The following is a 23,172-nucleotide window of genomic DNA, read 5'->3' as shown; positions in this document are numbered from 1 at the left end:
CACCTCATTTTAAACTGTACAAGCCGCCAAACGTCATCGCGTAATCTTCAAACTCCTGCAGCGCTTGGTTTCTCGTTTCAGCGCTGATGAGCCGCTCCTTTAATTCTTCTATTTTTCCGACGAGCGCACTTCCCACGACGACACCGTCACATATTTCATTCATCTTCATGACCTGTTCACGGTTTGATATACCGAATCCTACAGCAACAGGAACAGTGCTCAGTTCCTTCACTGTCCGGATGAACGGGTACACGGATGAATTGAACTCATTGCGGATACCAGTCACACCTAGAGAAGATACACAGTAGACGAAGCCCTCGGCTTGTTCAATAATGGTTTTCAAACGGCTTTCACTTGTCGGCGCAACCAAAGAAATATACGTCACCCCATGGTTCTTGCATTCTGCTTGAAGGCTGGCGCTTTCTTCTAATGGCAAGTCTGGAACAAGCAGACCGTCAATGTGATTTTCCCGCAGTAAAGCGAAAAAGTATTCTTTGTTCAATTGTAACACAGGATTATAATACGTAAAGAGGATAATCGGAATATTCACTCCGTTTTTTTTCATGTCTCCGCCTAATTCGATTGCCTTGACGATATTCATTCCATGATCAAGCGCCCGCTTTGAAGCCCGCTGAATTACCGGACCGTCTGCCAGCGGATCTGAGTATGCAACACCAAGCTCCAATGCCGTAGCGCCCGCTTTTTGGAGAGACTTCGCCAGTTCAACCGAAACCTCGGGCGATGGATCGCCCGCCGTAATAAACGGGATAAACAATCTCTCTGATGCTTGAAGGTTTAATTTAAACATGCGTTTTCACCTCTTCTTCCAATACATTCATTAATGTGTTGACATCCTTATCTCCCCGCCCTGATAAACAGATGAGAATCGTTTGGCCGCACTCCATCTCTTTGGCGAGTTTGAATGCTTTCGCTAATGCATGGGCAGATTCAATTGCCGGCAAAATCCCCTCTTTTTCTGACAAGAGCCTTAACGCATCCACCGCTTCTTCATCTGTGACACTGTCGTAAATGACACGGCCGCTTTTATGCAAGTGAGCGTGCTCGGGACCGATTCCTGGATAGTCGAGTCCTGCTGAAATGGAGTAAGGCTCAATGATTTGCCCGAACTCATCTTGAATGAGATAAGTCAATGAACCGTGAATAACGCCTACGGTTCCTTTCGTAATTGTAGCGGCATGAAGAGCAGTATCAATCCCCTTCCCTGCTGCTTCAGCTCCGATCAGATCAACCTCTTCATCTAAAAATGCTTGAAACATGCCTATTGCATTGCTTCCTCCGCCTACACACGCCACTACTTTATCAGGCAAGGAGCCTTCAAGGTGTTTCAGCTGATCCTTCGCTTCCTCACCGATCATTTTTTGAAATTCACGGACCACGTGCGGATAAGGGTGCGGGCCGACAACTGATCCAATCATGTAAAAGTGGTCCTCACAATGCTGAACCCAGTAACGGATCGCCTCATTTGTAGCATCCTTTAATGTGCCGTTTCCGCTTGTTACTGGCACTACTTCCGCCCCAAGAAGCTTCATTCGGAAAACGTTCAGTGACTGGCGGGCAACATCCTCCTCGCCCATAAACACAGTGCAGGAAAAGCCAAATTTGGCTGCAACTGTTGCAGCGGCGACGCCGTGCTGACCGGCACCGGTTTCAGCAATGATTTTCGTTTTGCCCATTTTTTTCGCAAGCAGCGCTTGACCCAGGGCATTATTGATTTTATGAGAACCTGTGTGGTTTAAATCTTCTCGTTTCAAATAGATCTTTGCCCCGCCTAAATATTCTGTGACTCGATCAGCATATGTTAATGCAGTCGGCCGTCCGGAATAGTCATGTAACAGCTGATTATATTCTTTACGAAAAGCTGGATCATCCTTAACTTCTTTAAATGCAGATTCAATTTCTTCTAACGGCTGCATCAGTGTTTCGGGCACAAACTTCCCGCCAAAATCACCGTATCTTCCTATTTCATTTGGATATAGATACATATCGATTCATCCTTTCTTCTAAAAGCCTCATTAAATTCTGATCTTTTTGCCCGTTTTTTTCGATTCCGCTGGCAAGGTCAATTCCTGCTGGCTTATATGTCAATAGGTCTGTGATAGTATCCGGATTCACACCGCCTGCGATAAAACATCGTTTGCCTGTAGCCGCCTGCTGGTATTCCGGCACACAGTCCCAAGAAAAAGAAACACCTGTGCCGCCTCTTGCCCCTTTGACAGATGAATCAATGACAAATCCGTCCACATCATCTTTAAAGCGGGCTATTTCGTGAAGCGTGTTCTCATGATGATGAAGCGCCTTCCATATTTCACAATCTGCTATCATACGAAGCGCACCGGCCTCCGCTGGATTTTCATCACCGTGAAGCTGAATAACATCGAGATTCAAGTCTTCAGCAATGCGTGACATCTTCTCTATCGATTCATTAACAAAAACACCCGCAACCTGTTTTTCGATACGAACTTGACTCAGCCATTTTTTCACATCATACGGAGATACATTTCGTTTGCTTTCAGCAACAAAAATAAAGCCCAGATAATCAGCCTGCGATCCCGCTGCAAGCTGCAAATCCTGCAGTGACCTTATACCGCAATATTTTAATACCGGCTTCTTCATACCTTACTCCTCAAACAAAGCATGGACGGCTTTTTGCTGTGATGTTTGTCTCATCAATGATTCACCGATTAGCACAGCACGTGCACCACGTTCTTTGACAAATGTTAAATCTTTTAAAGAACCGATTCCGCTTTCACTGACAAGCAGTGATTTTTTCGGGGCAAGAGATGCAATTTGTTCTGTCTGTTTTATAGAAGTTTCAAATGTTTTTAGATTTCGATTGTTTATACCAAGAATATCAGGCGTGAACACTTTCAAAATTTGCTCAAGTGTCGAGGCATCATGAACCTCTACCAGGACATCCATCTTTTTTTCACCTGCTTCAAGATATAATTCATGAAGATGTAAAGGATCAAGCACCTCGCCGATTAACAAGATGGCATCCGCTCCGATTCTTCTTGATTCCTCCACTTGAAGAGAATCAATAATAAAATCTTTTCTGAGTACAGGTATCCTAACAGCACGTTTCACATCTGATAAATAGCTGTTTTCCCCTTGAAAAAACGGGGTGTCTGTTAAAACAGAAAGCGCATCGGCCTTTGCAGTTTCATAGTCTTTCGCAATCTGTTCAGGGACAAAATTCTCTTTAATAAGCCCTTTTGAAGGTGATGCTTTCTTCACTTCAGCAATCAGCCCGATAAACCGATTCGGACTTGCCAGCGCCTCTTTAAATGAACGTTTTTCGAAAGGCTGCTCTTCCGGCAGGACCAATGTTTTTACTTCTTCTTTCTTTTGTTTGATGATGTTTTCAAGCATAGATCTCTTCCTCTTTCTGCTTTAGTCGTTCAAGCTGCACAGCCGCACCTCCGCTTGTAATCGTCTCTAACGCCAGCTCTGTTCCTTCTTTCAGCGAAGCTGTTATTCCCGCCGCATATATCGCAGCCCCTGCATTAAAAGCGGTAATAGATAAAGCGGAGCTGCTGCTTTTATTTTCAAAAATATTCTGAATGAGAAAGGCGCTTTCTTTCGGCGACTGCACCTGTAAATCTTCAAGTCTCCCATTTTTGAAACCAAAATCTTCGGGTGTAACGGTATATTCCCGACGCTCTCCGTCTTTTAATTCAATCACATCGGTCGGTGCTGTAATCGAAAGCTCATCTAAACCATCACGGCTTGATACAAACATGACATGCTTTGGCTGAAACGTCTCCAGTGCACTTGCCATCAATCCCGCTTTTTCAGAGGAATAGACCCCGATCACCTGACGCTTCGTCTGCAAAGGATTGCTGAGCGGTCCAAGCAGATTAAATGCCGTTCTGAAGCCTAATTCTTTTCTAGTCCGAGCGACATATTTCATAGACGAATGATAAAGCGGTGCAAACAAAAAACCCATGTTGTTTGTTTCAATACTGCTTTTGACATGTTCAGGAGTGGTTTGAATAGGAACCTCTAACGCCTCTAAAACATCAGCGCTTCCGCTTTTTGAAGAGACAGAACGGTTGCCGTGTTTAGCAACCTTCGCCCCTGCTGCTGAAGCAACAATCGCCGATGCCGTTGAGATATTAAAAGTGGAAATGCCATCTCCTCCGGTTCCGCATGTGTCGACAACATCAGAAAGTCCATCGACAGTCAGAGCGTGTGCCCGCATCGCCTTCATAAAGCCTGTAAGCTCTTCTGGCGTCTCTCCCCGATGAGCAAGGATAGACAATATGCCTCCCACTTCAGAAGGCGTCATCTCCGCTGTCATCATCATATTCATCAGTGCCTCTGCTTCACCAGCAGTAAGTGTTTTTCCGTCAACGCACGATTGTAGAAATTTGTTCATCAGCTTTATCCTCCTTGCTATGAAACATATCTTCTGCAATATGAATTGTTTTCATCAGTGCACCGGCTTTATTACAGCTTTCCTCGTATTCAGCTTCCGGAACAGAATCTGCAACAATACCAGCACCTGCTTGAATCGATGCGACGCCGTCCTTGACGCTCATGGTGCGAATCGTAATGCAAGAATCGATATTACCGTCAAATCCAATGTAGGCAATGCAGCCGCCGTATGTCTCTCTCGGAGTGGGCTCCAGCTCTTGCAAAAGCTGCATGGCACGGATTTTTGGAGCGCCTGTTAACGTACCCGCCGGGAATGCGGACATTAGAGCATCAATAGGATGAACTCCTTCTTTCAATCTCCCTGTCACCACTGAAATAATGTGCATAACATGCGAAAAAGAAACAACGCTTGTGAACTCCGGCACAGAAACAGATCCATACTCTGCTACTCTGCCAATATCGTTCCGGGCAAGATCAACGAGCATGTAGTGTTCCGCTTTTTCTTTTTCATCCTTCATCAGGTCCATTTTGAGTTTTTCATCTTCCGCTTGATCTGCGCCCCGTTTTCTCGTACCGGCAATCGGATGGATTTCCAAGTGCCCGTCCTTAACGTGAATTAACCGTTCCGGCGAGCTGCCGACTATTTCTCTGTCTTGGAGCTTTATATAATACATATACGGTGAAGGGTTGACGATCCTAAGCACACGATATAACTCAAAGGCATCTGATGTTATCGGAATCTCAAATTTTTGTGATAGGACGCCCTGGAAGATATCGCCCGCTTTTATATATTCTTTTATTTTTTCTACATCAGCCATAAAAGCTGACTTTTCATAATTAGAGGATAACGTCTCAAAGCTGGGTGTCTTATATGAATCAGCCGAAAGAAACAGTTCTTTTATGTTTTTTGGATCCATCATTTTTCCGATGAGCTCTTGAAGCGCCTGATGATTTTGGTAAAACACATCAATCTTTTCGTTTTCCGTTTCTTGTCCATTGAGCCTTGCATATTGGATAAAGTGGACGTTTTTGGTTTCATGATCATACGCTATTAATGTCCGGCAAACAAACAGCATACACTTTTCCATTTCTGTTTCTTTTGTATGGGCAGGAACAGAAGGCTCAATCATCGGGACCATATCATAGCTTAAGTACCCGACAGCCCCTCCGACAAAAGGGATACTTAGCTCTGGCGTTTTGATGTTGTATGTGGTGTTCATCCAGTTCAGCACTTCTTTTAGTTCGTTTCCTGTGTATAGAGATCTGCCGTCCTGATCAACAGCTGTAAAATGTCTCTGTTCTTCTTTAATTGTGAGAAACGGATTCAGGCCGATAAACGAATATCTTGACCAATTGGATGTATCATCCTTGCTTTCTAGAAGATAAGTAATCTCCCTATCAAGCTTCTCTATCATTTGAATGGGTGTCATCGTATCGACTGTGAAGGTCTCCACGATCGGTATCGTGCGGTAGGACAAGCTGTCCTGTAAAAATGCAGAAATGTTGGATTGGAAATTCATTACTCTCACTCCTTATGGCAAGGAGAATGAGAAGATGGCATGAGAGGATAAAACATTATATAACAAATAAACCCAAAAGAAAGGCTTCTTTTGGGTAGAATAAACATACATGTCTCAGCTCAACTACACTCATTCTCTGCTACCCTATTCTCTAACTCAACTCATTTTCATCGCTTTATACACACTCTTGTGTATTTCTAAGCTGTTCCTATCGTATTACAATTCAGTATTTTTTGTCAATGATAAATCGGGTCTTAATACGACGGCTTTTTCTAAATATACATGTCTGATCTGATCCTGAGGAACGTCTGTCTGAACGGTCATCATAACCCTTATACACTTTTTCAGACCGCCGGTTACATCCATTTCCTGCATACAGGTTACCGGCACATACTGCCAGCCAGAAAGCTCACGGACAGCTTTTGCCGGGAAAACAGAGTGCAAATCAGGCGTCGCCGAAAGAAGAATTTGAACAACATCTTCCGGCTTCGTTTTGTTTTCTTCTATGATTTTCTCTAACAGCTGTTTTGTTTTTTGTAACACTTCTTCTTCTGTATCCTGTTCAACTGTTGTTGCTCCGCGAATTCCGCGAATCATCATGATGTCTCCTCCAATCGCCATTTATGCAGCCAGCTCTCAAGTTCATTTCTGGAAAATGTGTGATCGGCAACTTTCCCTAATTCGTTAAGAACGATAAACTGAATCTTCCCGTCTCGGGTTTTCTTATCATTCATCATACGGTCCACTAGAACGGAGGTTTCAGTCTCTTTTTTTATTTGAGTTGGATATCCCAAGTTTTTCAGCCAGCTGATCAGCTGTTTTCTATCCATTTCACAGCCTGCTGTCTTTTCACTTATATATAAAGCAAACTGCATTCCAAGGGCTACGGCATCACCGTGAGTGATTTGTCCGTATCCATATTCCGCCTCAACCGCATGGCCAAGCGTATGTCCGAAGTTTAAGTAAGCTCTGATCCCCTCTTCTTTTTCATCCTCCTGCACGACAGACGCTTTAATGGAGACGCCTTTAAATATCATGTCATTCAGCCGATCGCTGGTGATATCGTGCAAGGAGCGGATATTCAACAGCTCTTCCAGAAACGCTTTGTCATAGATAAAAGCGTGTTTAATCACTTCTGCCATTCCGGACCGAAGCTCTTTTTCAGGCAGAGAACGCAGGAAGTCAGTATCATATAGTACCGCCTTCGGCTGATAAAACGCACCGATTAGATTTTTTCCGAGCGGATGGTTTACGGCTACTTTGCCTCCGACTGCGCTGTCATGCGCCAAAAGCGTCGTAGGCATTTGGATGAAATCAATGCCGCGCATAAAAGTAGCTGCCACAAAACCGGCAAGATCACCAACAACACCGCCGCCAAATGCGATGATGCATGAGGAGCGATCCATATGAAAACGAATCGCTTCACTCTGGAGTTCTGTGTACATGTCCATGGATTTCGCCTGCTCTCCGCTCGGCACCGTCACTTTTTGCACAGGCCACTTTTCTTGCAGCAGACGAAGCATTTCATCACCATACAGGCGGTCCACCTCTTCATCCGTGACAAGCATAATCCGTGTTAAAGGCCTGTTTAAAGAGGTTAATAGTTCACAAGCCTCTTTTCTGATACCTTTCCCAATAAAAACAGGATACGACGAGGAAGCGGTTTGAACATGCAGTGTTTTCATTAAAATTCCCTCGACAGTTTTCTCATATTCTCCACATTTTCTTTAATGCGGTCAATTTGATCTAAGCCGAATTGTTCAACAACTGCGTTCGCAATTTCCCATGCGACAGCCGCTTCAGCTACAACACTTGCGGCAGGCACGGCACAGCTGTCTGAACGTTCGATACTGGCGGAAAACGGTTCTTTCGTTTCAATATCTACGCTTTTCAGCGGTTTATACAAAGTCGGGATCGGCTTCATGACTCCGCGGACAACAATTGGCATTCCTGTCGTCATACCGCCTTCCAGTCCTCCGAGTCTGTTGGTCGCACGGGTATATCCCTTTTCCTCATCCCAAATGATCTCGTCATGGACTTCACTTCCATTTCGACCTGCCGCCTCAAATCCGATGCCGAATTCCACGCCTTTAAACGCGTTAATTGACAGCACAGCTGCAGCAAGCTTGCTGTCCAGCTTGCGGTCATAATGAACATAGCTGCCCACGCCTACTGGCATTCCTTCAACAATGACTTCTACAATCCCGCCGATTGAATCTCCATTTGCCTTCGCTTCGTCAATGGCAGTCATCATTTTTTTGCCCGCTTCTTCATCGTAGCATCTGACCGGAGATTCCTCTGTTACACGCTGCAGGTCTTCGATTGACGCATATTGTGTTTTTTCAGCTTTAACTGCGCCAATTTGCAATACGTGGCCCGCCACTTTAATGTCCAGCTCAGAGAGAATTTTTTTCGCGACAGCGCCTGCCGCTACTCTGACAGTTGTTTCCCTTGCTGAAGAGCGCTCAAGCACATTTCTCATATCACGGTGATTATATTTAATCGCACCGTTTAAATCAGCGTGCCCAGGTCTCGGTCTGGAAATTTGGCGCTTCATTTCCTTTTCTTCATCTTCTGTAATCGGAGCCGCACCCATAATTTTTTTCCAATGCTTCCAATCATTATTTTCAACAACGAGAGCAATTGGTGAACCAAGTGTACGCGCATGGCGCACCCCGCTCATCATTTTCGCTTGGTCTTTTTCGATCTGCATTCGGCGGCCGCGGCCATAGCCTTTTTGGCGTCTGGCAAGCTCAAAATTGATATCTTCCTCCGTTATGTAAAGCCCGGCAGGCACACCTTCAATAATGGTTGTCAGTTGGGGACCGTGTGATTCTCCGGCTGTTAAATATCTCATAACCTCTTCTCCCTTCATCACATTAACGCTTTTAAGTAAAACCACTATAACATATTTTTCAGCAAAAAGTCAGTCTATCTTTTTTGATAAAAGAATGTATCAGCTGGAACCAGACCGAATTTCTCTGGATTGAAGATTTGCTCGGTGCTGCCGACAAAAAGTACTCCATTCTTTTTCAAGCTATGTGCCATTTTTAAATACAGCTCTTCCTTCGCACGCTCTGTAAAATAAATCAATACGTTGCGGCACACGATCAAGTCAAAGTCTTGTTCATAACGATCTGCCAGCAGGTTGTGTTTTTTGAATGTAATATTCTTTTTAATTTCCGGTTTTACTTCATAGCTTCTATTTGCATGTTGAGTAAAATAGCGATCCTTCACAGAGGAGGGCACTTCCTGTAAAGAACGTTCCTGATAAACGCCATTTTGCGCTTTTTCCAGTGCCTTTTCATCAAGGTCTGTCGCCAAAATCTGAAATCCAGAAAGACCTTTTTGCTGTTCTAAAAGCATGGCAAGTGTGTAAGGCTCCTCACCTGTTGAGCAAGCGGCACTCCATATCTTTAAAGGCTTATTGTTCTTGATTAACGGAAGAATAGCAGTCTCAAGAACTTCCCACCTTTTATAATTACGATAAAATTCTGAAACATTGATCGTCATTCTGTCCAATGTTTCATTTAAGAGAGCCTGATCCTTCTCCAATGCAGCCGCAAAGTCCTTAAAGCTTTGAAAGCCCTTTTTCTCATATAGCGACGTCAGCCTTCTCTTCATTTGTGCTTCTTTATATAATGTCAGATCAACTCCAGTTAATTGTTTCCACTTCGTTGTAAATACACTGTATGTATCCATCTCTCTACTCTCCCAATCTCGCTATCTTTTTGTCCTAGTATAGCTTGTTTTATCAGTAAATAGTATGGTTTCCATAAAAAAATCAGCTTTTCAGCTGATTTTAGTTCGTAGGGAGAGACATGAGTCTGATACACTGCTGCCATTAACCCCTTTATCCCCTTTGATGTAAGCCTTTACAAAAGAAAGCAAAAACCGGCCCATCAGATGGCACCGGCTCTGTTACATACTTTCACAATGATTAATAGATCCAGCCAGCCATGAGCTGCTGATATGATACTAATTCTTCATTCTTAAAGAAATTGTTTATCTCGCGTTCTGCACTTTCGAGAGAATCAGAGCCGTGGATGATGTTTTTTCCGACAAACATGCCGTAATCTCCCCGAATCGTACCAGGTAAAGCTTCTTTAGGATTTGTCTTTCCGATCAGTTGTCTCGTCACTTCAATGACATTTTCGCCTTCCCAAACCATTGCGAATACAGGGCCTGAAGTAATAAACTCAACAAGTTCTCCAAAGAAAGGCTTCCCTTGATGTTCGGCATAGTGTTTCGCAGCCAATTGTTCAGATACTCTCATTAACTTGGCACCAGCTAACTGCAAGCCCTTACGTTCAAATCTGGATAAAATATCCCCAATGAGCTGACGTTGGACACCATCTGGTTTCACCATGATAAAAGTCTTTTCCATCATATTCTCCACCCCATCATTATGTATGTATAGGCTTTCACATTGCACACCGAAATCGTAACATCTTTCTGATCATTAATCAATTGGGGGTGGAGAAATTTCTTAATATCTACAAAATTAAAATTTTCTTTTACCGATATATTTTGCGATCGCTGCAAGAGACGAACGTGCACGCCCTCTCGGAAGCGTGTTTAGTTTTTGGAAAGCTTTTTGCAGATACATTTCGCTTACTGCCATAGATGCTTTAATGGCATCCGTTTTTTTGATTTCCTCAATGATCGGCTCAAGCTGTTCCTGCGTTGTCTCACTGTTAATCAATTGAAGTTGATTTTTCAGTGCTGGATTTTTCAACGCATACAGCACTGGCAATGTAACATTCCCTTGAAGCAAATCTCCTCCAACGGGTTTGCCCAGCTCCTCTTCAGTTGAAGTAAAGTCAAGGATATCATCAATGATTTGATAAGACATGCCGACGTAATACCCAAACCAGTACAGAGCTTTATGAATCTTTTCATCGGCTCCGGACGCAATGGCACCGAGCTGGCAGCTGACCGCGATAAGGAGCGCCGTTTTTCTTTTGATGCGGCGAAGATAAGTTCGGAGATTTTGTTCCATGTTGTATTTGTCTTTGATCTGCTCGATTTCCCCAAGACAGACTTCAACAATCGTTTGTGACAAAATCCTATGGGCTTTCGGTTCATTAATTCTCGTCATCATTTCAAGAGATCCCGCCAGCATATAATCGCCTGTGTACATTGCAATGCGATTGTCCCATTTTGCTTTGATTGTCGGTTTCCCTCTGCGAAGTTCCGCATCATCAATAACATCATCATGAACTAAAGATGCCATGTGGATCATTTCCAGCGTGACAGCGACATATTTAATTTTATTAATATCATAATCCCCAAACATGCCGGAAAGCAGCACGAAAACAGGCCGAATACGTTTCCCTCCGGCCTGCAGCAGGTGAAGACCCGCCTCGCTTAAAAGCGGGTAATCGGAACGTACGGTTTGTTCAAGTTCTCTTTCGATCACATCAATATCGTCATTTAAAAAAGAGTAGGCCATTTTAAATTTCATATCATTCACCCAAACATCTATGTTTTCATTTCCATCCGATATGCGTGGCAGCGACTCCGCCAGTAAACGAATGATATTTGACATTTTTCAGACCCGCCTCTTCAAACAGGCCTGCCAATTCCTTCATTCCAGGAAATTCTCTGGCTGATTCTTGAAGCCAGGAATATTCTTTATAGCTCTTGGCAAACAGTTTCCCGAAAAACGGCATCATATACTTAAAGTATATAAAATAAGCCTGTCTGAATCCGAACATTTCCGGCTGGGACGTTTCCAGACATACCACAAGGCCGCCTGGCTTAACCACACGTCTCATCTCTTTCAGTACAGTCAAGTAGTCGGGGACATTGCGGAGCCCGAAGCCGATCGTGACATAATCAAATGTATCATCATCAAAAGGAAGCTCCATCGCATTTCCGTGCAGCAGTTCAATTTGGCTGTATCCGCCGTCTTTTACTTTTTTCTGGCCGACACTCAGCATATTTTCACTGAAATCCAAGCCTTTGATCTCGCCGCTTTTGCCCGCTGCTTCTGCAAGCGCGATCGTCCAGTCAGCTGTTCCGCAGCAGACATCAAGTGCTTTGGCGCCTTCTTTTACATCCATGATGCGCATCGTTTTGTTACGCCATTTTTTATGCTGCTGAAAACTGATGACAGAGTTCATTTGATCATAGTTTTTATATATTTTTTCAAATACTCCGTGTACGCGCTGTTCTTTTGAGTCCTGCATATGGCTTACCCTTCTTCCACTTTCTGATGATAGGTTTGATCTTGGCTGATTGTCTTCAGACGGTTTAATAAAATGTGCTGAATAGGTGAATTCAGAGGCAAAAGTGACTCAATGCTGTTTTTCGCTTTTTTAAAACACTCTTCTAATATCTCTTCTTTTGTTTTTCCGAGCTGTATAAAACTGCCGATCACATCCAGAAATGTATCATTTCCGCTCATAAGCCGTTTAAACACAAAAAAATCACTCGACAGCTTTTTCCAGCGCGGAAGGCTGAAATGATCCGATACCCGGTGGAATAATGCTGACTCAACGATGCCGACACTTTCGAAAAAATCATGTTCATCCTTGAAAGAACGGTCATACAGACGAATCTTATGTTCATTGATCTCTTTGATGGCTGTAGCAAGCGTCCGAATCATGTAGATATCCTTCATTTCAGATAGTAAAGAGTAATACAGCCCGCTGAAATAATCACCTGCCAGAACAGTCAATTGGCGGTTTTTGTTTTCGTCTCGTTTTATGACTCTGGCTGTTGTCACTTCATCATGGGTATCAAGGGCGCTTTGTACAAGCATCGCTGTTACAATATAATTTTCTCTGTCGTTGCTTTTTATGTCAGCTTCTTCAAATAAAGCATGAAAAAGAAGAAGCTTATCCTCATCAATTTTTGGCGCAGAAATATGCTTCGCTAAATAAGGATGAGACAGCTTTTGTTTTAATTTCGTGTTCAGATTGGCTAAAGTTCCGTAGATGTCTTGCAAAAATATCACCCTTGTCCCCAAATTCACATTTATTTCTTAATCTATGTATGAGTATTATCTTTTCATTCACTTACGCAGGTATCATTATAGCATAAAAAAAAGAAATTGGCTGTATCCTCCCGCTGTTTGCGAACATTTGCATTTAACAGCGGGGACAGCCAGCTTATTTTTTTTCGCTTTTCATTTCTCCGTATGCGGTTTGAATGAGAGCCTCTCCTCTGATTTTAATAGCAGAAGTATGCTCTGTGAACTGAGCAATGATTACTTCTCCCTTATCAAGTTTTTCGGAATGATGAAACTTTGTGTCTGTTCCTCTTGTCAGGCCGATCACATTCACTCCGTCCTCCACCGCTTTAATGACGACAAAATCACTTGAATGCTTTTCGTTCATTTATAGCACCCTCTATCTTTATTAGTCGTGGCGTTTAATATGTTCCAATACTTCAGAACGGGCAGCGGCATCATCTTTAAAAATGCCTCTTACTGCTGAAGTGACAGTTTTTGCACCTGGTTTTCTGACACCGCGCATTGTCATGCACATGTGCTCTGCTTCAACCACTACCATTACGCCATGCGGATCAAGCGTTTCTACGATGCTTTCCGCAATTGTAGACGTGATACGCTCTTGAAGCTGCGGACGCTTTGCAACTGCTTCAACAGCGCGTGCCAGTTTGCTGAGTCCTGTGACCTTTCCGCCTCGCGGTATATATGCAACGTGTGCTTTTCCATAAAAGGGTACAAGGTGATGCTCACACATAGAATGAAACGCGATATCTTTTACAAGAACAAGCTCCTCATGGTTTTCACCGAAGATAGTCTGGAAATGTTCTTTTGGATCTTCATTTAAGCCGGAGAATACTTCAGCGTACATCTTTGCGACTCTTTTCGGCGTATCAAGAAGGCCTTCTCTATTCGGATCTTCCCCGATTGCTTCTAAAATTTGACGAACAGCTTGTTCGATTTGCTCTTTATTAACTTCTTTCATGTTCTATGTCCTCCACCAATGAATACATTTAATTTCGATTCTAGCACACATGCCCCGCTAAAAGCAAAGCGAATGCCTGTCAGGACTCCTATGCTCTTGAAATATGAAAAGCCCCTTAGAAAGGGGCTTTTCTGTGAAGAAATAAAGTGTATGTAAGCTAGATGCATACACGATCTATATTCACAATTATTTTCCGGCAACTGCATCTTTAAGCGCTTTACCTGGTTTGAATGCAGGTACTTTGCTTGCTGGAATTTCGATTTCTTCACCTGTTTGAGGGTTGCGTCCTTTACGTGCAGAACGTTCACGCACCTCAAAGTTACCAAAACCGATCAGTTGAATTTTATCACCGTTTTTAAGTGCATCTAAGATCGTATCAAAAACAGAGTCAACTGCTTTTGTAGCGTCTTTTTTAGACAATTCGCTTGCTTCTGCAACCGCATTGATAAGTTCTGTTTTGTTCATGCCTTTCACCTCCTCCCAAAAGGAATACAGTCAGTTCGTTTATTATCATTTCTTCACAGTTCAGTCTGATTCTAAACCTGTCCCAGAAAAAATCAGAGCAGGCAAGAAAGACAATTAAACGGCTTTTTAAGAAAAACTGCACTTTGAGGAATGTTTGTCCAACAAAGTGAAGAATTTCTGTATGTAGAGTAACACATATAAAAAGCCATATCAAGCATTTTAAAGCGTCAATCCCTTGCTCGTCAAGGATTTAACGTGATTTACCGAACAAATATTCCTTTTTTTCCTTTTTTCATCCTATTCTTTGTTCCTTTTCCATTAATAAGAACAAAGAAAAAAAGACCTCCTATTCTATAAAGAGGTCCTTCGGTATTACAGGATGATGGCGATTAATCCGCCTGATCCTTCGTTTATAATTCTTTCTAATGTTTCTTTTAATTTGTACCGTGCGTTTTCAGGCATTAACGACAGCTTTGCCTGGATCCCTTCTCTCACAATTGAGCTCAGTGATCTTCCAAAGATATCTGAGTTCCAGATGGATAGCGGATCATCCTCAAAGTCCTGCATTAAATAGCGCACAAGCTCTTCGCTTTGTTTTTCCGTTCCGATGATCGGCGCGAATTCGCTTTCGACGTCGACTTTGATCATATGGATTGACGGAGCGACAGCTTTCAGCCTTACACCGAATCGCGAACCCTGCCGTATAATTTCCGGCTCATCGAGACTCATATCAGTTAAAGCAGGCGCTGCAATGCCGTATCCCGTCTGTTTGACCATTTTTAAAGCATCGGATACTTGATCATATTCTGTTTTCGCATGAGAAAAGTCCTGCATAAGCTCAAGCAGATGGTCTCTGCCTCTGATTTCAACGCCCACCACTTCTTTTAGGATTTGATCGTATAGATGATCCGGCGCGTACAAATCAATTTCAGCCACCCCTTGGCCCAGTTCAATCCCGGCTAATCCGGCACTTTCAATAAACTCAAACTCGCTGAATTGGCCGACAACCCTGTCTACGTCCCGGAGACGCTTAATATCCTTAACCGTTTCCTTTACGGATTCCTGATAGCTTTCACGCAGCCAATGGTTTTCTTTCAATACCATTACCCAGCTTGGAAGGTTGACATTCACTTCAAGCACTGGAAACTCATACAGAGCCTCTCTGAGCACACTCAGCACATCTGTTTCCCGCATGCTTTCCACGCTCATTGCCAATACCGGGATATCATACTTTTCGCTTAAATCTTGGCGCATCGCTTCTGTTTCCGGGTGATAAGGCCTGACTGAGTTGATAACCATAATAAAAGGTTTGCCTACCTCTTTCAGCTCTTCAATGACTCTTTCTTCAGCCTCTATATAGTCACTCCTCGGAATATCTCCAATGGTGCCGTCAGTCGTAATGACAACTCCGATGGTCGAATGTTCTTGAATGACTTTTCGTGTGCCGATTTCAGCAGCCTCATGAAATGGGATCGGTTCTTCGTACCAAGGCGTGTTGATCATCCGCGGCCCGTTTTCATCTTCATATCCTTTTGCGCCGGGCACTGTGTACCCTACACAATCTACTAATCTTATATTGACATCGAGTCCGTCTGACACATGAACAGACATCGCCTGATTCGGAACAAATTTAGGCTCTGTAGTCATAATCGTTTTGCCGGCCGCGCTCTGCGGCAGTTCATCCTGCGCGCGGGCCCGGTCTGCTTCGTTACTGATATTCGGGAGCACCACAAGCTCCATAAATTTTTTAATGAACGTGGATTTCCCTGTACGGACAGCACCTACGACTCCTAAGTATATATCGCCTCCTGTTCGTTCAGCGATATCCTTGAAAATATCGACCTTTTCCAAGTGATCCCCTCCCGGACTTCCTATCCTTCTCAATTTTATTAAGCTCTTTCACTCAAACACAGGACACTATATGTGTATGACGTTGTCCTATTTCAATATGACATCTTTAGAAAATTTCCCATCCTCAATCTATTAAAGTATAAAAAAACCTTTCTCCCTATTTGTATGCACGGGAGAAAGGTTCATTCCTATTTTATATCATTTTCTAAAAAAACAGGTTCCTGTTTGTCATTTACCGTATATTTCACAGAAAATACAGGGACAAAGGGTGTTTCTTGCCAAATCATATCCTGGATTTCAGCCCCGGGTTTAAATGTTTTTTTGCTTTTTTTGAGGCAAGAAGCCAGCTCAGTCCGGTAATCGGCATATATTTCTCCGTCTCCGCTAATCATAAGCGGCAAAGAATGTCCTGAGATTGGGCTTGCCACTGTAAGAGAGCTTCCATCTCCCAGCTTTTTTTCATCAAGTGTAAATAAATCACGCGATAACACATCCTTGTAGGGCGGATATCGATGCTTCTGGCGATACATTTGAACACGCAACTTTACGTCACGGATTGTTTCAGCCATCTTTAGATCGATTAATTTAACAGTCGGATTGTTCTCTACGTCAACAAGCACGTATTGATAGTCTCCCCCGCTTTCATATGCGGTGCTCGGGGGTTCGGCCATATATCTCGGTGCTAAGCGGTTGAAGTCTATCGGATACTTTTGATATAGCGGTGTTGACATATCTTTTGTTTGAATGGGAAGCAGCCCTTTATTTGCCTTTTGAAATTCATCAACAGCAGACTGAACCTGCTTTAACTGGTCCTGATAAGGAACGGCATGCACACTGCTTTTCCGCTCATTTGGATATAAACAGCCTGATAAAAACACGACTGCCGCAACAATCATAGCGCACTTCAGTTTACCCATACAGCACTTCCTTTTACAGCTTTATTCATTGACAGGACCGCTGAATACCACGACAAATACAATGATTCCAGATATGAGCATACACATGTAAGCGAACGATGAAACCGCAATCTTCAAAAAACGGTTTTGAAACTTAAATCGGCTCAAATAGATGGAAACCACAGCCAAAAACATCAGACCCATGGACCCAAGTGCAAACCACATTTTCATCAATGCCAGACTCAATAAGTGCGCCTCCCCGATATGTATAATGTTGGTGTAAGCGTTATATTTAAATTTTAATATACAGCGCCGGAAAAGATCAACCAGATTTTCCATCCTTTGATAGAACAAAAAAACTGAAGCAAAGAGGGGGGCCTTCGCTTCAGCCAACTTGACTATATACACCTGCACGTTTAAGAAACACTCTCTTGGACTTCGATGCTATAGTATGCGACTTGCCATACAGATGCATCCTCTATTGCCTAAATCGGCAAAATGTTTCAGGAGCTCCCTAGACTTGGGTGTTCTTCTGTTTTTTCGGGCTTTCGTTCAATTAAGATATGCGTTTTTTTATATGATTGACACTTTTACTTCACTTGATTTTCAAACGTATTGACAAGATCCTCCATCTCGTGGGTTTTCCCTCTCGCCATTAAAGATTCAACAGCTGTTTCCACTTTTTGTCCGGTAAATAGAACTTGATGAAGTGCCTCTGTAATCGGCATTTTCACATCATATTTTTTCGAAAGCTGGTAAGCCGCTTTTGTTGTACGGACTCCTTCGACCACCATCCCCATCTCTTCCAGAACGGCTTCAAGCTTATATCCTTTTCCGAGCAGATTGCCGGCACGCCAGTTTCTGGAATGTACACTCGTGCACGTCACAATCAAATCGCCCACACCCGTCAATCCAGAAAATGTCAGCGGATTTCCGCCCATTTTCGTTCCGAGTCGCGCAATTTCGGCAAGTCCGCGTGTAATCAGTGCAGCTTTGGCATTGTCACCATAGCCTAAACCGTCTGTGATTCCTGCGGCAAGGGCAATGATATTTTTTAAAGCCCCTCCGATTTCAACACCGATAATGTCAGGGTTTGTGTACACCCGGAAATTATGGTTAATAAATAAATCCTGCACCTCTTCCGCTGCCCGCATGCTCTTTGAAGAAGAAGTAACGGTCGTCGGGTGCCGCAGCCCCACTTCTTCCGCATGGCTCGGTCCCGAAAGGACAACAACATCTTTGTTGATATCAGCCGGGAGCTCGCTTTCGATAATCTCAGAAATCCGCAAAAGCGAATCCGGCTCTATGCCCTTGCTGACATGAACAAAAACTGTCTTTTTCGTTATAAAAGGCACAGCCTGCCTCAGCACTTCCCGAATTGCTTTTGTCGGGACCGCCACGATAATGAAATCTGCGTCCGAAACAGCTTTCCCGATATCCGTTGTGGCCTCAATTGTTTCAGGAAGCTTAACGTTCGGCAAATAATCCTTATTTTCATGCTTGTCATTGATTTGATGAATTAGATCTGCACGGTGCCCCCACATGGTTACATCGTGATGATTATCAGCTAACACTAAAGCCAATGCTGTCCCCCAGCTTCCCGCTCCGAGCATAGTGACTTTTTTCATATTTGCTTCACACCTTTTTATTTTCTAGCTCTTGCAAATATTTTAATTGGTGTCCCCTCAAAACCAAACGCATCTCTGATTCGATTTTCTAAAAAGCGTTCGTATGAAAAATGCATCAATTCCGGATCGTTTACAAACACAACGAAACTCGGCGGCTTCACTGAAACTTGAGTTGCATAATAAATCTTCAAGCGAGAGCCATTATGAGTCGGCGTCGGATTCATTGCCACAGCATCCATGATGACATCATTTAAGACATTTGTTTGAACTCGAAGTGAATGATTTTCGCTTGCCTTGATAATCGCAGGCATCAGCGTATGAATCCGTTTTGTTGTTAAGGCTGACATAAATAGAATCGGAGCATAATCAAGAAATTGAAAATGGTCACGGATATTTTCTTCAAATTCTTTCATCGTGCTTTCATCTTTATCAACAGCGTCCCATTTGTTTACGACGATTACAACGGCCTTGCCCGCTTCGTGTGCATAACCGGCGATACGCTTGTCCTGTTCAATAATGCCTTCTTCGCCATCCAGCACAACCGCAACAACGTCTGAGCGGTCGATAGCTTTCAGCGCCCGCAGCACACTGTACTTTTCAGTCGTTTCATAGACTTTCCCTTTTTTTCGCATACCGGCAGTATCAACAATGACAAATTCCTGCTGGTTGTACGTAAATTCCGTATCAACAGCGTCTCTTGTTGTTCCCGCCACGTTGCTCACAATGACACGCTCTTCGCCAAGCATCGCATTAACAAGTGAAGATTTCCCAACATTCGGGCGCCCGATCAGGCAAAATTGAATCACTTCTTCATCGTATTTTGTTTCAGGAATGTTTTTAAAATGCTCTGCAGCGGCATCAAGTAAATCTCCTAATCCGAGTCCGTGTGTACCCGAAATTGGATATGGTTCGCCAAAGCCAAGCGAATAAAAATCATAAATATTCGCTCTCATTTCTGTGTTATCCAGTTTATTAACTGCTAACACAACAGGCTTTTTCGTGCGGTACAAAATTTTCGCTACTTCTTCATCAGCAGCTGTCACACCTTCACGGCCGTTCACCATAAAGATAATGACATCAGCTTCATCCATGGCGATTTCAGCCTGCTGGCGAATTTGCGCTAAGAATGGCTCATCACCGATATCAATACCGCCAGTATCAATCAAATTAAAATCATAATTCAGCCATTCAGCCGAGCTGTATATCCGATCCCTTGTCACACCAGGGGTATCTTCTACTATTGAAATTCTTTCTCCCGCAATCCGGTTAAAGATTGTGGATTTTCCTACATTTGGTCTCCCGACAATGGCTACGACAGGTTTACCCATAGTACCCTTCCTTTCGATCCAGCCGCTTTCATTTTTACATAAATTTTCAACCGGTTATTAAAATCATTTCATTCACTTTTATGAAAAGAAACCCTTCAGAGGAAGGGCTTAACTCATTTATTATATCAGTTTTTACTGGGATCACAACTATTCTTAAAAATGTTTCACGATCAAATACACATCATCACCAATTCTGTGCGCTATTCCATCTAGGATCGCCTCAAGATTTTTAGCGAAAAGCTCCATCTCCTTATGGTCATTGCAGAAAAAGACAGGCGCTCCTCCTGCAGCCCGATTGCGGTTCGTTGTGATCACAGACAAAATGACATTCGAGAGGGATTCACTCATCCTATCACCTTATCCTGATTTTTGATAAATTCCGCCGGCATTCTGATCGCGTTTTCCAAGGTGGGGACATTACTGATGATCTGAACAGCCGTGTCGGGATGGTGAATTTGCGGCAGCACAAAGACCGCCACTCTTCCATCATTTAAATCCCGTTTTGCAATCGGTGTCAGAGACGGCTCGCCTGAGTCACGATAAACACCGAGCACATTGGAAACATCAAATAAAATGGCCTGGCGCTGCCCCAGGTTGGCAATTGTCGCTGCAGAATTAAAGTTTTTTGGCGTTAAAATAAATCCCATGCCATTCTTTAAAATCAACTCCTGTTTCTCCGAAAGCCCGATATTCATCATGTAGATATTATCAATAAACAAGCCCGGACCATCAAAATGAGGCTCTATGTACTTGATGTCTACAATATCCTTCAACACACTGCCCGACATAAATTTCATCGCCAGCAAAAAACAAACAAAAGCCGTTATGACCGCAGCCCAAATCGACAAAAACAAATAAGCAGAGGTGGTCAAAAGTGCTGTAAAGATCACAATATAATTTCTGCTTTCAAACGCAATGGCAATTCCTTCAATATATGTGCTTCCCCTTGACACAAGTTCATACGAATCCATTTGCGTCAGCGTATTCCGCTCCATATTTCGGACATCTCTAAATTGCGTTGCTGCCAATGTTAAAAATGTAATGGCCGTAAATTCCTCCTGCAAAAGCGCCGGCATAATAATGGCCCCTAAACCAGCCGCTATCAGCCCTAATGCGATATGAATGACTTTTCCATGGACATAGGTCGGATACTGGCGGTAATCCGTTTTCAGCATATAAAGCCTTGTCGCAACTCCGGCAATGACCCCGGCAATAATCGGATAGATATAATCACTCATGACATTTTGGTAGCTCCTTTGTTTGATCTTTTGCTTTTTTGACTAACCTGACTTGCAAGCTGTTCATATTTAGATATGCCAAACAGCAATATCATGCCCGCTGAACAAGCATTCAGCCATTGAAAGCCGCCTACGGCCAAAACCCCGGCCAGCTTTTGAATCACAAATGAATACACAAGTTCGCCTTGGCACATTCCTAAGACAAATAAGGCAAGCTGCTTCTCGAAAGTCCTTTCAACCGAAGCTGTTAAAAGCACAAGTAAGATAACGGCAGTCCACTCAGGTTTTATGATAAACCAAACCGGATCATATAATGCAAAAAGATAGACAAACGCATACCCACTAACAAGCGTCAAACAGGCCATGAGATATCGAATACGGTACATTCTCAAATACCCGGCATAAACGCATCCGCAGACGAAAAACATCAGATATGCAGCATTCAGGGGAAAATATAAAGTAAAGTCATGTATGCTTAGAATCATATTAGTCAAAATAAAGACAGAGACGGCATACCGTTTCTTCGTCTTTTCAAAAATAAAGGTTGTCAGCACCCACAAAAACCACATTGACCAATAGTAATAAAATTGTTCCATCTTGCATCCTCCATACCCCCAGTATGGAGCAAAATCGCATGTTTTAAACAATCCATCACAGAATAAGGAGTATGATCATGGGAAAAGACAGACAAGAGAAAAAACTGAAAGCTTCAGGAAGAGTCGAATCAGATCGCGACCATTCCATTCACTATGACGGAGCCACAGCTCTTGAGCAAAACGGCAGATTTAAAAAGCGAAAATCATAACACAAAAAGCCCAAAACTCATTAGGTTTTGGGCCTTTCTCATTTATCTCACACTGTAGCAGGATGTATTGATCCCTCTCTCTGTAAGCCAGTGATGGGTTTCACCTTTGATTACCAATGGCGCCTTTTGCAAATCAGCAATCGTTCTGACGCCCAGTACAGTCATAATCATCTTTAATTCCTCAAGGATCAGCTGAATCTCCTCAAGCAGCCCTTCCTCACCGCAGTCAGTCAGCGTTTTCAAAAAGTGCCCTGCCATTCCGGTGCAAGAGGCTCCAAGCGCAATAGCCTTTGCGACATCAAGCGCATCCTGAAGGCCGCCGGAGGCAATCATTGTGTTTGCGGGAAAAACGGAGCGGATTTCCGCTAAACTTGCCGCTGTTGAAATGCCCCATGAATTAAAAAAAGTGATTTGCCGCTGTCTTCGGAGATTTTCAATTTTCGAAAAATTTGTACCTCCGTAGCCGCCAATATCAACAGCTGCAGCACCAGCTTCATACAGCTTTCCTGCCGATTCTTTGCTCATCCCAAAGCCGACTTCTTTCACGATGACTGGCACCCTGACCTGACTGCAAATTTGCTCAATTCGGTCCAAAGCGCCGCTAAAGCTTCTGTCTCCTTCAGGCATTACAATTTCTTGAATGACATTCAAGTGAATCTGCAGGGCATCCGCTTCGATCATTTCAACTGCTTCCTTCGCCTGATCAGCTGTTACCTCACTTCCCAAATTGGAAAAAATGAGTCCGTTTGGGTTTTCCTTTCGAACGATTTCATAAGAAGCACGCTCTGAAGGATCCCTTAATGCTGACATTTGCGATCCGACAGCAAGCGGTATTCCAGTTTGACGTGCAGTTCGTGCAAGAGATTGATTTATTTCATATGTAAGTTGTCCGCCGCCGCCAGTCATTGCATTGATAAAAATCGGCGAACTGCTTGAAAGTTCGCCGATTTTTGTGGAAATATCAACTTGTTCTAATGCAAGATCGGGCAGACTGACATGAACAAACGCAATATCATTAAGACCTGTTTCCCGCTTTTGGCCGGTGGACAGGGCATGGTTGATGTGTTGTCTTTTCCGTTCTGCTCGAGTCACATTTATCACCA

At 43.3% G+C, this 23,172-nt stretch carries 27 protein-coding genes; 1 reads left to right on the top strand and 26 read right to left on the bottom strand.

All coding sequences use genetic code 11. The features are described from left to right. Nucleotides 1-4 precede the first annotated feature (4 nt). From trpA to AAGG74_RS03455, 25 genes are all read right to left on the bottom strand, one after another. Nucleotides 5-808, bottom strand: coding sequence for a tryptophan synthase subunit alpha (gene trpA / locus AAGG74_RS03575; protein WP_429674543.1), 804 nt, complete (start codon nucleotides 806-808; stop codon nucleotides 5-7). Then, nucleotides 801-2,003 carry a tryptophan synthase subunit beta gene (trpB, locus tag AAGG74_RS03570; protein WP_429674542.1) on the bottom strand — a complete coding sequence of 401 codons (1,203 nt, stop codon included), beginning with the start codon at nucleotides 2,001-2,003 and terminating at the stop codon, nucleotides 801-803. The genes trpA and trpB overlap by 8 nt, the downstream gene beginning before the upstream one ends. Next, on the bottom strand, nucleotides 1,984-2,634 hold the full coding sequence (locus AAGG74_RS03565; RefSeq protein ID WP_162102618.1) for a phosphoribosylanthranilate isomerase: 651 nt from the start codon (nucleotides 2,632-2,634) through the stop codon (nucleotides 1,984-1,986). Before AAGG74_RS03565 ends, trpB begins: the two co-directional genes overlap by 20 nt. Before the next feature lie 3 nt (nucleotides 2,635-2,637). Beyond that, nucleotides 2,638-3,390 (bottom strand): indole-3-glycerol phosphate synthase TrpC, encoded by a 753-nt coding sequence (gene trpC / locus AAGG74_RS03560; protein ID WP_429674541.1) that lies wholly within the window; start codon nucleotides 3,388-3,390, stop codon nucleotides 2,638-2,640. Further along, nucleotides 3,383-4,399 (bottom strand): anthranilate phosphoribosyltransferase, encoded by a 1,017-nt coding sequence (gene trpD, locus AAGG74_RS03555; RefSeq protein ID WP_429674539.1) that lies wholly within the window; start codon nucleotides 4,397-4,399, stop codon nucleotides 3,383-3,385. The genes trpC and trpD overlap by 8 nt, the downstream gene beginning before the upstream one ends. Beyond that, nucleotides 4,371-5,918, bottom strand: coding sequence for an anthranilate synthase component I (gene trpE / locus AAGG74_RS03550; RefSeq protein ID WP_429674538.1), 1,548 nt, complete (start codon nucleotides 5,916-5,918; stop codon nucleotides 4,371-4,373). The genes trpD and trpE overlap by 29 nt, the downstream gene beginning before the upstream one ends. Before the next feature lie 216 nt (nucleotides 5,919-6,134). Next, entirely contained in the window at nucleotides 6,135-6,518 is a 384-nt protein-coding gene (aroH, locus tag AAGG74_RS03545) for a chorismate mutase (protein ID WP_162102614.1), read from the bottom strand. Next, nucleotides 6,515-7,603: a 3-dehydroquinate synthase gene (gene aroB / locus AAGG74_RS03540; protein WP_429674537.1), complete on the bottom strand. Its 1,089-nt coding sequence runs from the start codon at nucleotides 7,601-7,603 to the stop codon at nucleotides 6,515-6,517. Before aroB ends, aroH begins: the two co-directional genes overlap by 4 nt. Continuing rightward, entirely contained in the window at nucleotides 7,603-8,775 is a 1,173-nt protein-coding gene (gene aroC / locus AAGG74_RS03535) for a chorismate synthase (RefSeq protein ID WP_429674536.1), read from the bottom strand. The genes aroB and aroC overlap by 1 nt, the downstream gene beginning before the upstream one ends. A 74-nt stretch (nucleotides 8,776-8,849) precedes the next feature. Further along, on the bottom strand, nucleotides 8,850-9,620 hold the full coding sequence (gene cheR / locus AAGG74_RS03530) for a protein-glutamate O-methyltransferase CheR (protein ID WP_162102611.1): 771 nt from the start codon (nucleotides 9,618-9,620) through the stop codon (nucleotides 8,850-8,852). A gap of 238 nt (nucleotides 9,621-9,858) precedes the next feature. Then, a complete protein-coding gene (ndk, locus tag AAGG74_RS03525; protein ID WP_162102610.1) occupies nucleotides 9,859-10,308 on the bottom strand; it encodes a nucleoside-diphosphate kinase in 450 nt (149 codons plus the stop codon). A 114-nt stretch (nucleotides 10,309-10,422) separates the two neighbouring features. After that, nucleotides 10,423-11,385, bottom strand: coding sequence for a heptaprenyl diphosphate synthase component II (gene hepT, locus AAGG74_RS03520; RefSeq protein WP_429675233.1), 963 nt, complete (start codon nucleotides 11,383-11,385; stop codon nucleotides 10,423-10,425). Nucleotides 11,386-11,410: 25 nt separating this feature from the next. Then, the gene (gene menG, locus AAGG74_RS03515; protein ID WP_162102608.1) at nucleotides 11,411-12,112 is read right to left on the bottom strand and encodes a demethylmenaquinone methyltransferase; all 702 of its coding nucleotides are present in this window, start codon (nucleotides 12,110-12,112) and stop codon (nucleotides 11,411-11,413) included. Nucleotides 12,113-12,117: 5 nt separating this feature from the next. Next, entirely contained in the window at nucleotides 12,118-12,873 is a 756-nt protein-coding gene (gene hepS, locus AAGG74_RS03510) for a heptaprenyl diphosphate synthase component 1 (RefSeq protein WP_162102607.1), read from the bottom strand. A gap of 163 nt (nucleotides 12,874-13,036) precedes the next feature. Next, nucleotides 13,037-13,264: a trp RNA-binding attenuation protein MtrB gene (gene mtrB / locus AAGG74_RS03505; protein ID WP_162102606.1), complete on the bottom strand. Its 228-nt coding sequence runs from the start codon at nucleotides 13,262-13,264 to the stop codon at nucleotides 13,037-13,039. Nucleotides 13,265-13,285: 21 nt separating this feature from the next. Further along, nucleotides 13,286-13,858, bottom strand: a complete 573-nt coding sequence (folE, locus tag AAGG74_RS03500; protein ID WP_162102605.1) for a GTP cyclohydrolase I FolE — start codon at nucleotides 13,856-13,858, stop codon at nucleotides 13,286-13,288. A 186-nt stretch (nucleotides 13,859-14,044) separates the two neighbouring features. Beyond that, nucleotides 14,045-14,323, bottom strand: coding sequence for a non-specific DNA-binding protein Hbs (gene hbs, locus AAGG74_RS03495; RefSeq protein WP_003153447.1), 279 nt, complete (start codon nucleotides 14,321-14,323; stop codon nucleotides 14,045-14,047). A 372-nt stretch (nucleotides 14,324-14,695) separates the two neighbouring features. Beyond that, nucleotides 14,696-16,174, bottom strand: a complete 1,479-nt coding sequence (spoIVA, locus tag AAGG74_RS03490; protein WP_162102604.1) for a stage IV sporulation protein A — start codon at nucleotides 16,172-16,174, stop codon at nucleotides 14,696-14,698. Nucleotides 16,175-16,362: 188 nt separating this feature from the next. Beyond that, a complete protein-coding gene (locus AAGG74_RS03485; protein WP_429674535.1) occupies nucleotides 16,363-17,091 on the bottom strand; it encodes a hypothetical protein in 729 nt (242 codons plus the stop codon). A 21-nt stretch (nucleotides 17,092-17,112) separates the two neighbouring features. Further along, entirely contained in the window at nucleotides 17,113-17,316 is a 204-nt protein-coding gene (locus AAGG74_RS03480; protein WP_429674534.1) for a DUF2768 domain-containing protein, read from the bottom strand. A gap of 344 nt (nucleotides 17,317-17,660) precedes the next feature. Then, nucleotides 17,661-18,698 (bottom strand): NAD(P)H-dependent glycerol-3-phosphate dehydrogenase, encoded by a 1,038-nt coding sequence (locus tag AAGG74_RS03475; protein WP_429674533.1) that lies wholly within the window; start codon nucleotides 18,696-18,698, stop codon nucleotides 17,661-17,663. 17 nt (nucleotides 18,699-18,715) lie between these two features. After that, nucleotides 18,716-20,026 carry a ribosome biogenesis GTPase Der gene (der, locus tag AAGG74_RS03470; RefSeq protein ID WP_162102600.1) on the bottom strand — a complete coding sequence of 437 codons (1,311 nt, stop codon included), beginning with the start codon at nucleotides 20,024-20,026 and terminating at the stop codon, nucleotides 18,716-18,718. Nucleotides 20,027-20,179: 153 nt separating this feature from the next. After that, nucleotides 20,180-20,374 (bottom strand): capping complex subunit for YIEGIA, encoded by a 195-nt coding sequence (locus tag AAGG74_RS03465; RefSeq protein WP_162102599.1) that lies wholly within the window; start codon nucleotides 20,372-20,374, stop codon nucleotides 20,180-20,182. Further along, nucleotides 20,371-21,264, bottom strand: coding sequence for a YIEGIA family protein (locus tag AAGG74_RS03460; protein WP_429674532.1), 894 nt, complete (start codon nucleotides 21,262-21,264; stop codon nucleotides 20,371-20,373). Before AAGG74_RS03460 ends, AAGG74_RS03465 begins: the two co-directional genes overlap by 4 nt. Further along, nucleotides 21,261-21,860, bottom strand: a complete 600-nt coding sequence (locus tag AAGG74_RS03455; RefSeq protein ID WP_429674531.1) for a YphA family membrane protein — start codon at nucleotides 21,858-21,860, stop codon at nucleotides 21,261-21,263. Before AAGG74_RS03455 ends, AAGG74_RS03460 begins: the two co-directional genes overlap by 4 nt. Before the next feature lie 77 nt (nucleotides 21,861-21,937). On the opposite strand from AAGG74_RS03455, the gene AAGG74_RS03450 reads away from it, so the two are divergent. Further along, the gene (locus AAGG74_RS03450; protein WP_162102596.1) at nucleotides 21,938-22,069 is read left to right on the top strand and encodes a YpzI family protein; all 132 of its coding nucleotides are present in this window, start codon (nucleotides 21,938-21,940) and stop codon (nucleotides 22,067-22,069) included. A gap of 42 nt (nucleotides 22,070-22,111) precedes the next feature. Here the strand turns inward: AAGG74_RS03450 and fni are convergent, their stop codons facing one another. After that, entirely contained in the window at nucleotides 22,112-23,161 is a 1,050-nt protein-coding gene (fni, locus tag AAGG74_RS03445; RefSeq protein WP_429674529.1) for a type 2 isopentenyl-diphosphate Delta-isomerase, read from the bottom strand. Between the last annotated feature and the right edge of the window lie 11 nt (nucleotides 23,162-23,172).

Origin of the sequence: Bacillus mexicanus (genome assembly GCF_050445615.1) — a bacterium.
GTDB classification, from domain to species: domain Bacteria; phylum Bacillota; class Bacilli; order Bacillales; family Bacillaceae; genus Bacillus; species Bacillus mexicanus.
Note: the sequence above shows the minus strand (reverse complement) of the source record. Positions and strands in the feature narration are given on the sequence as shown.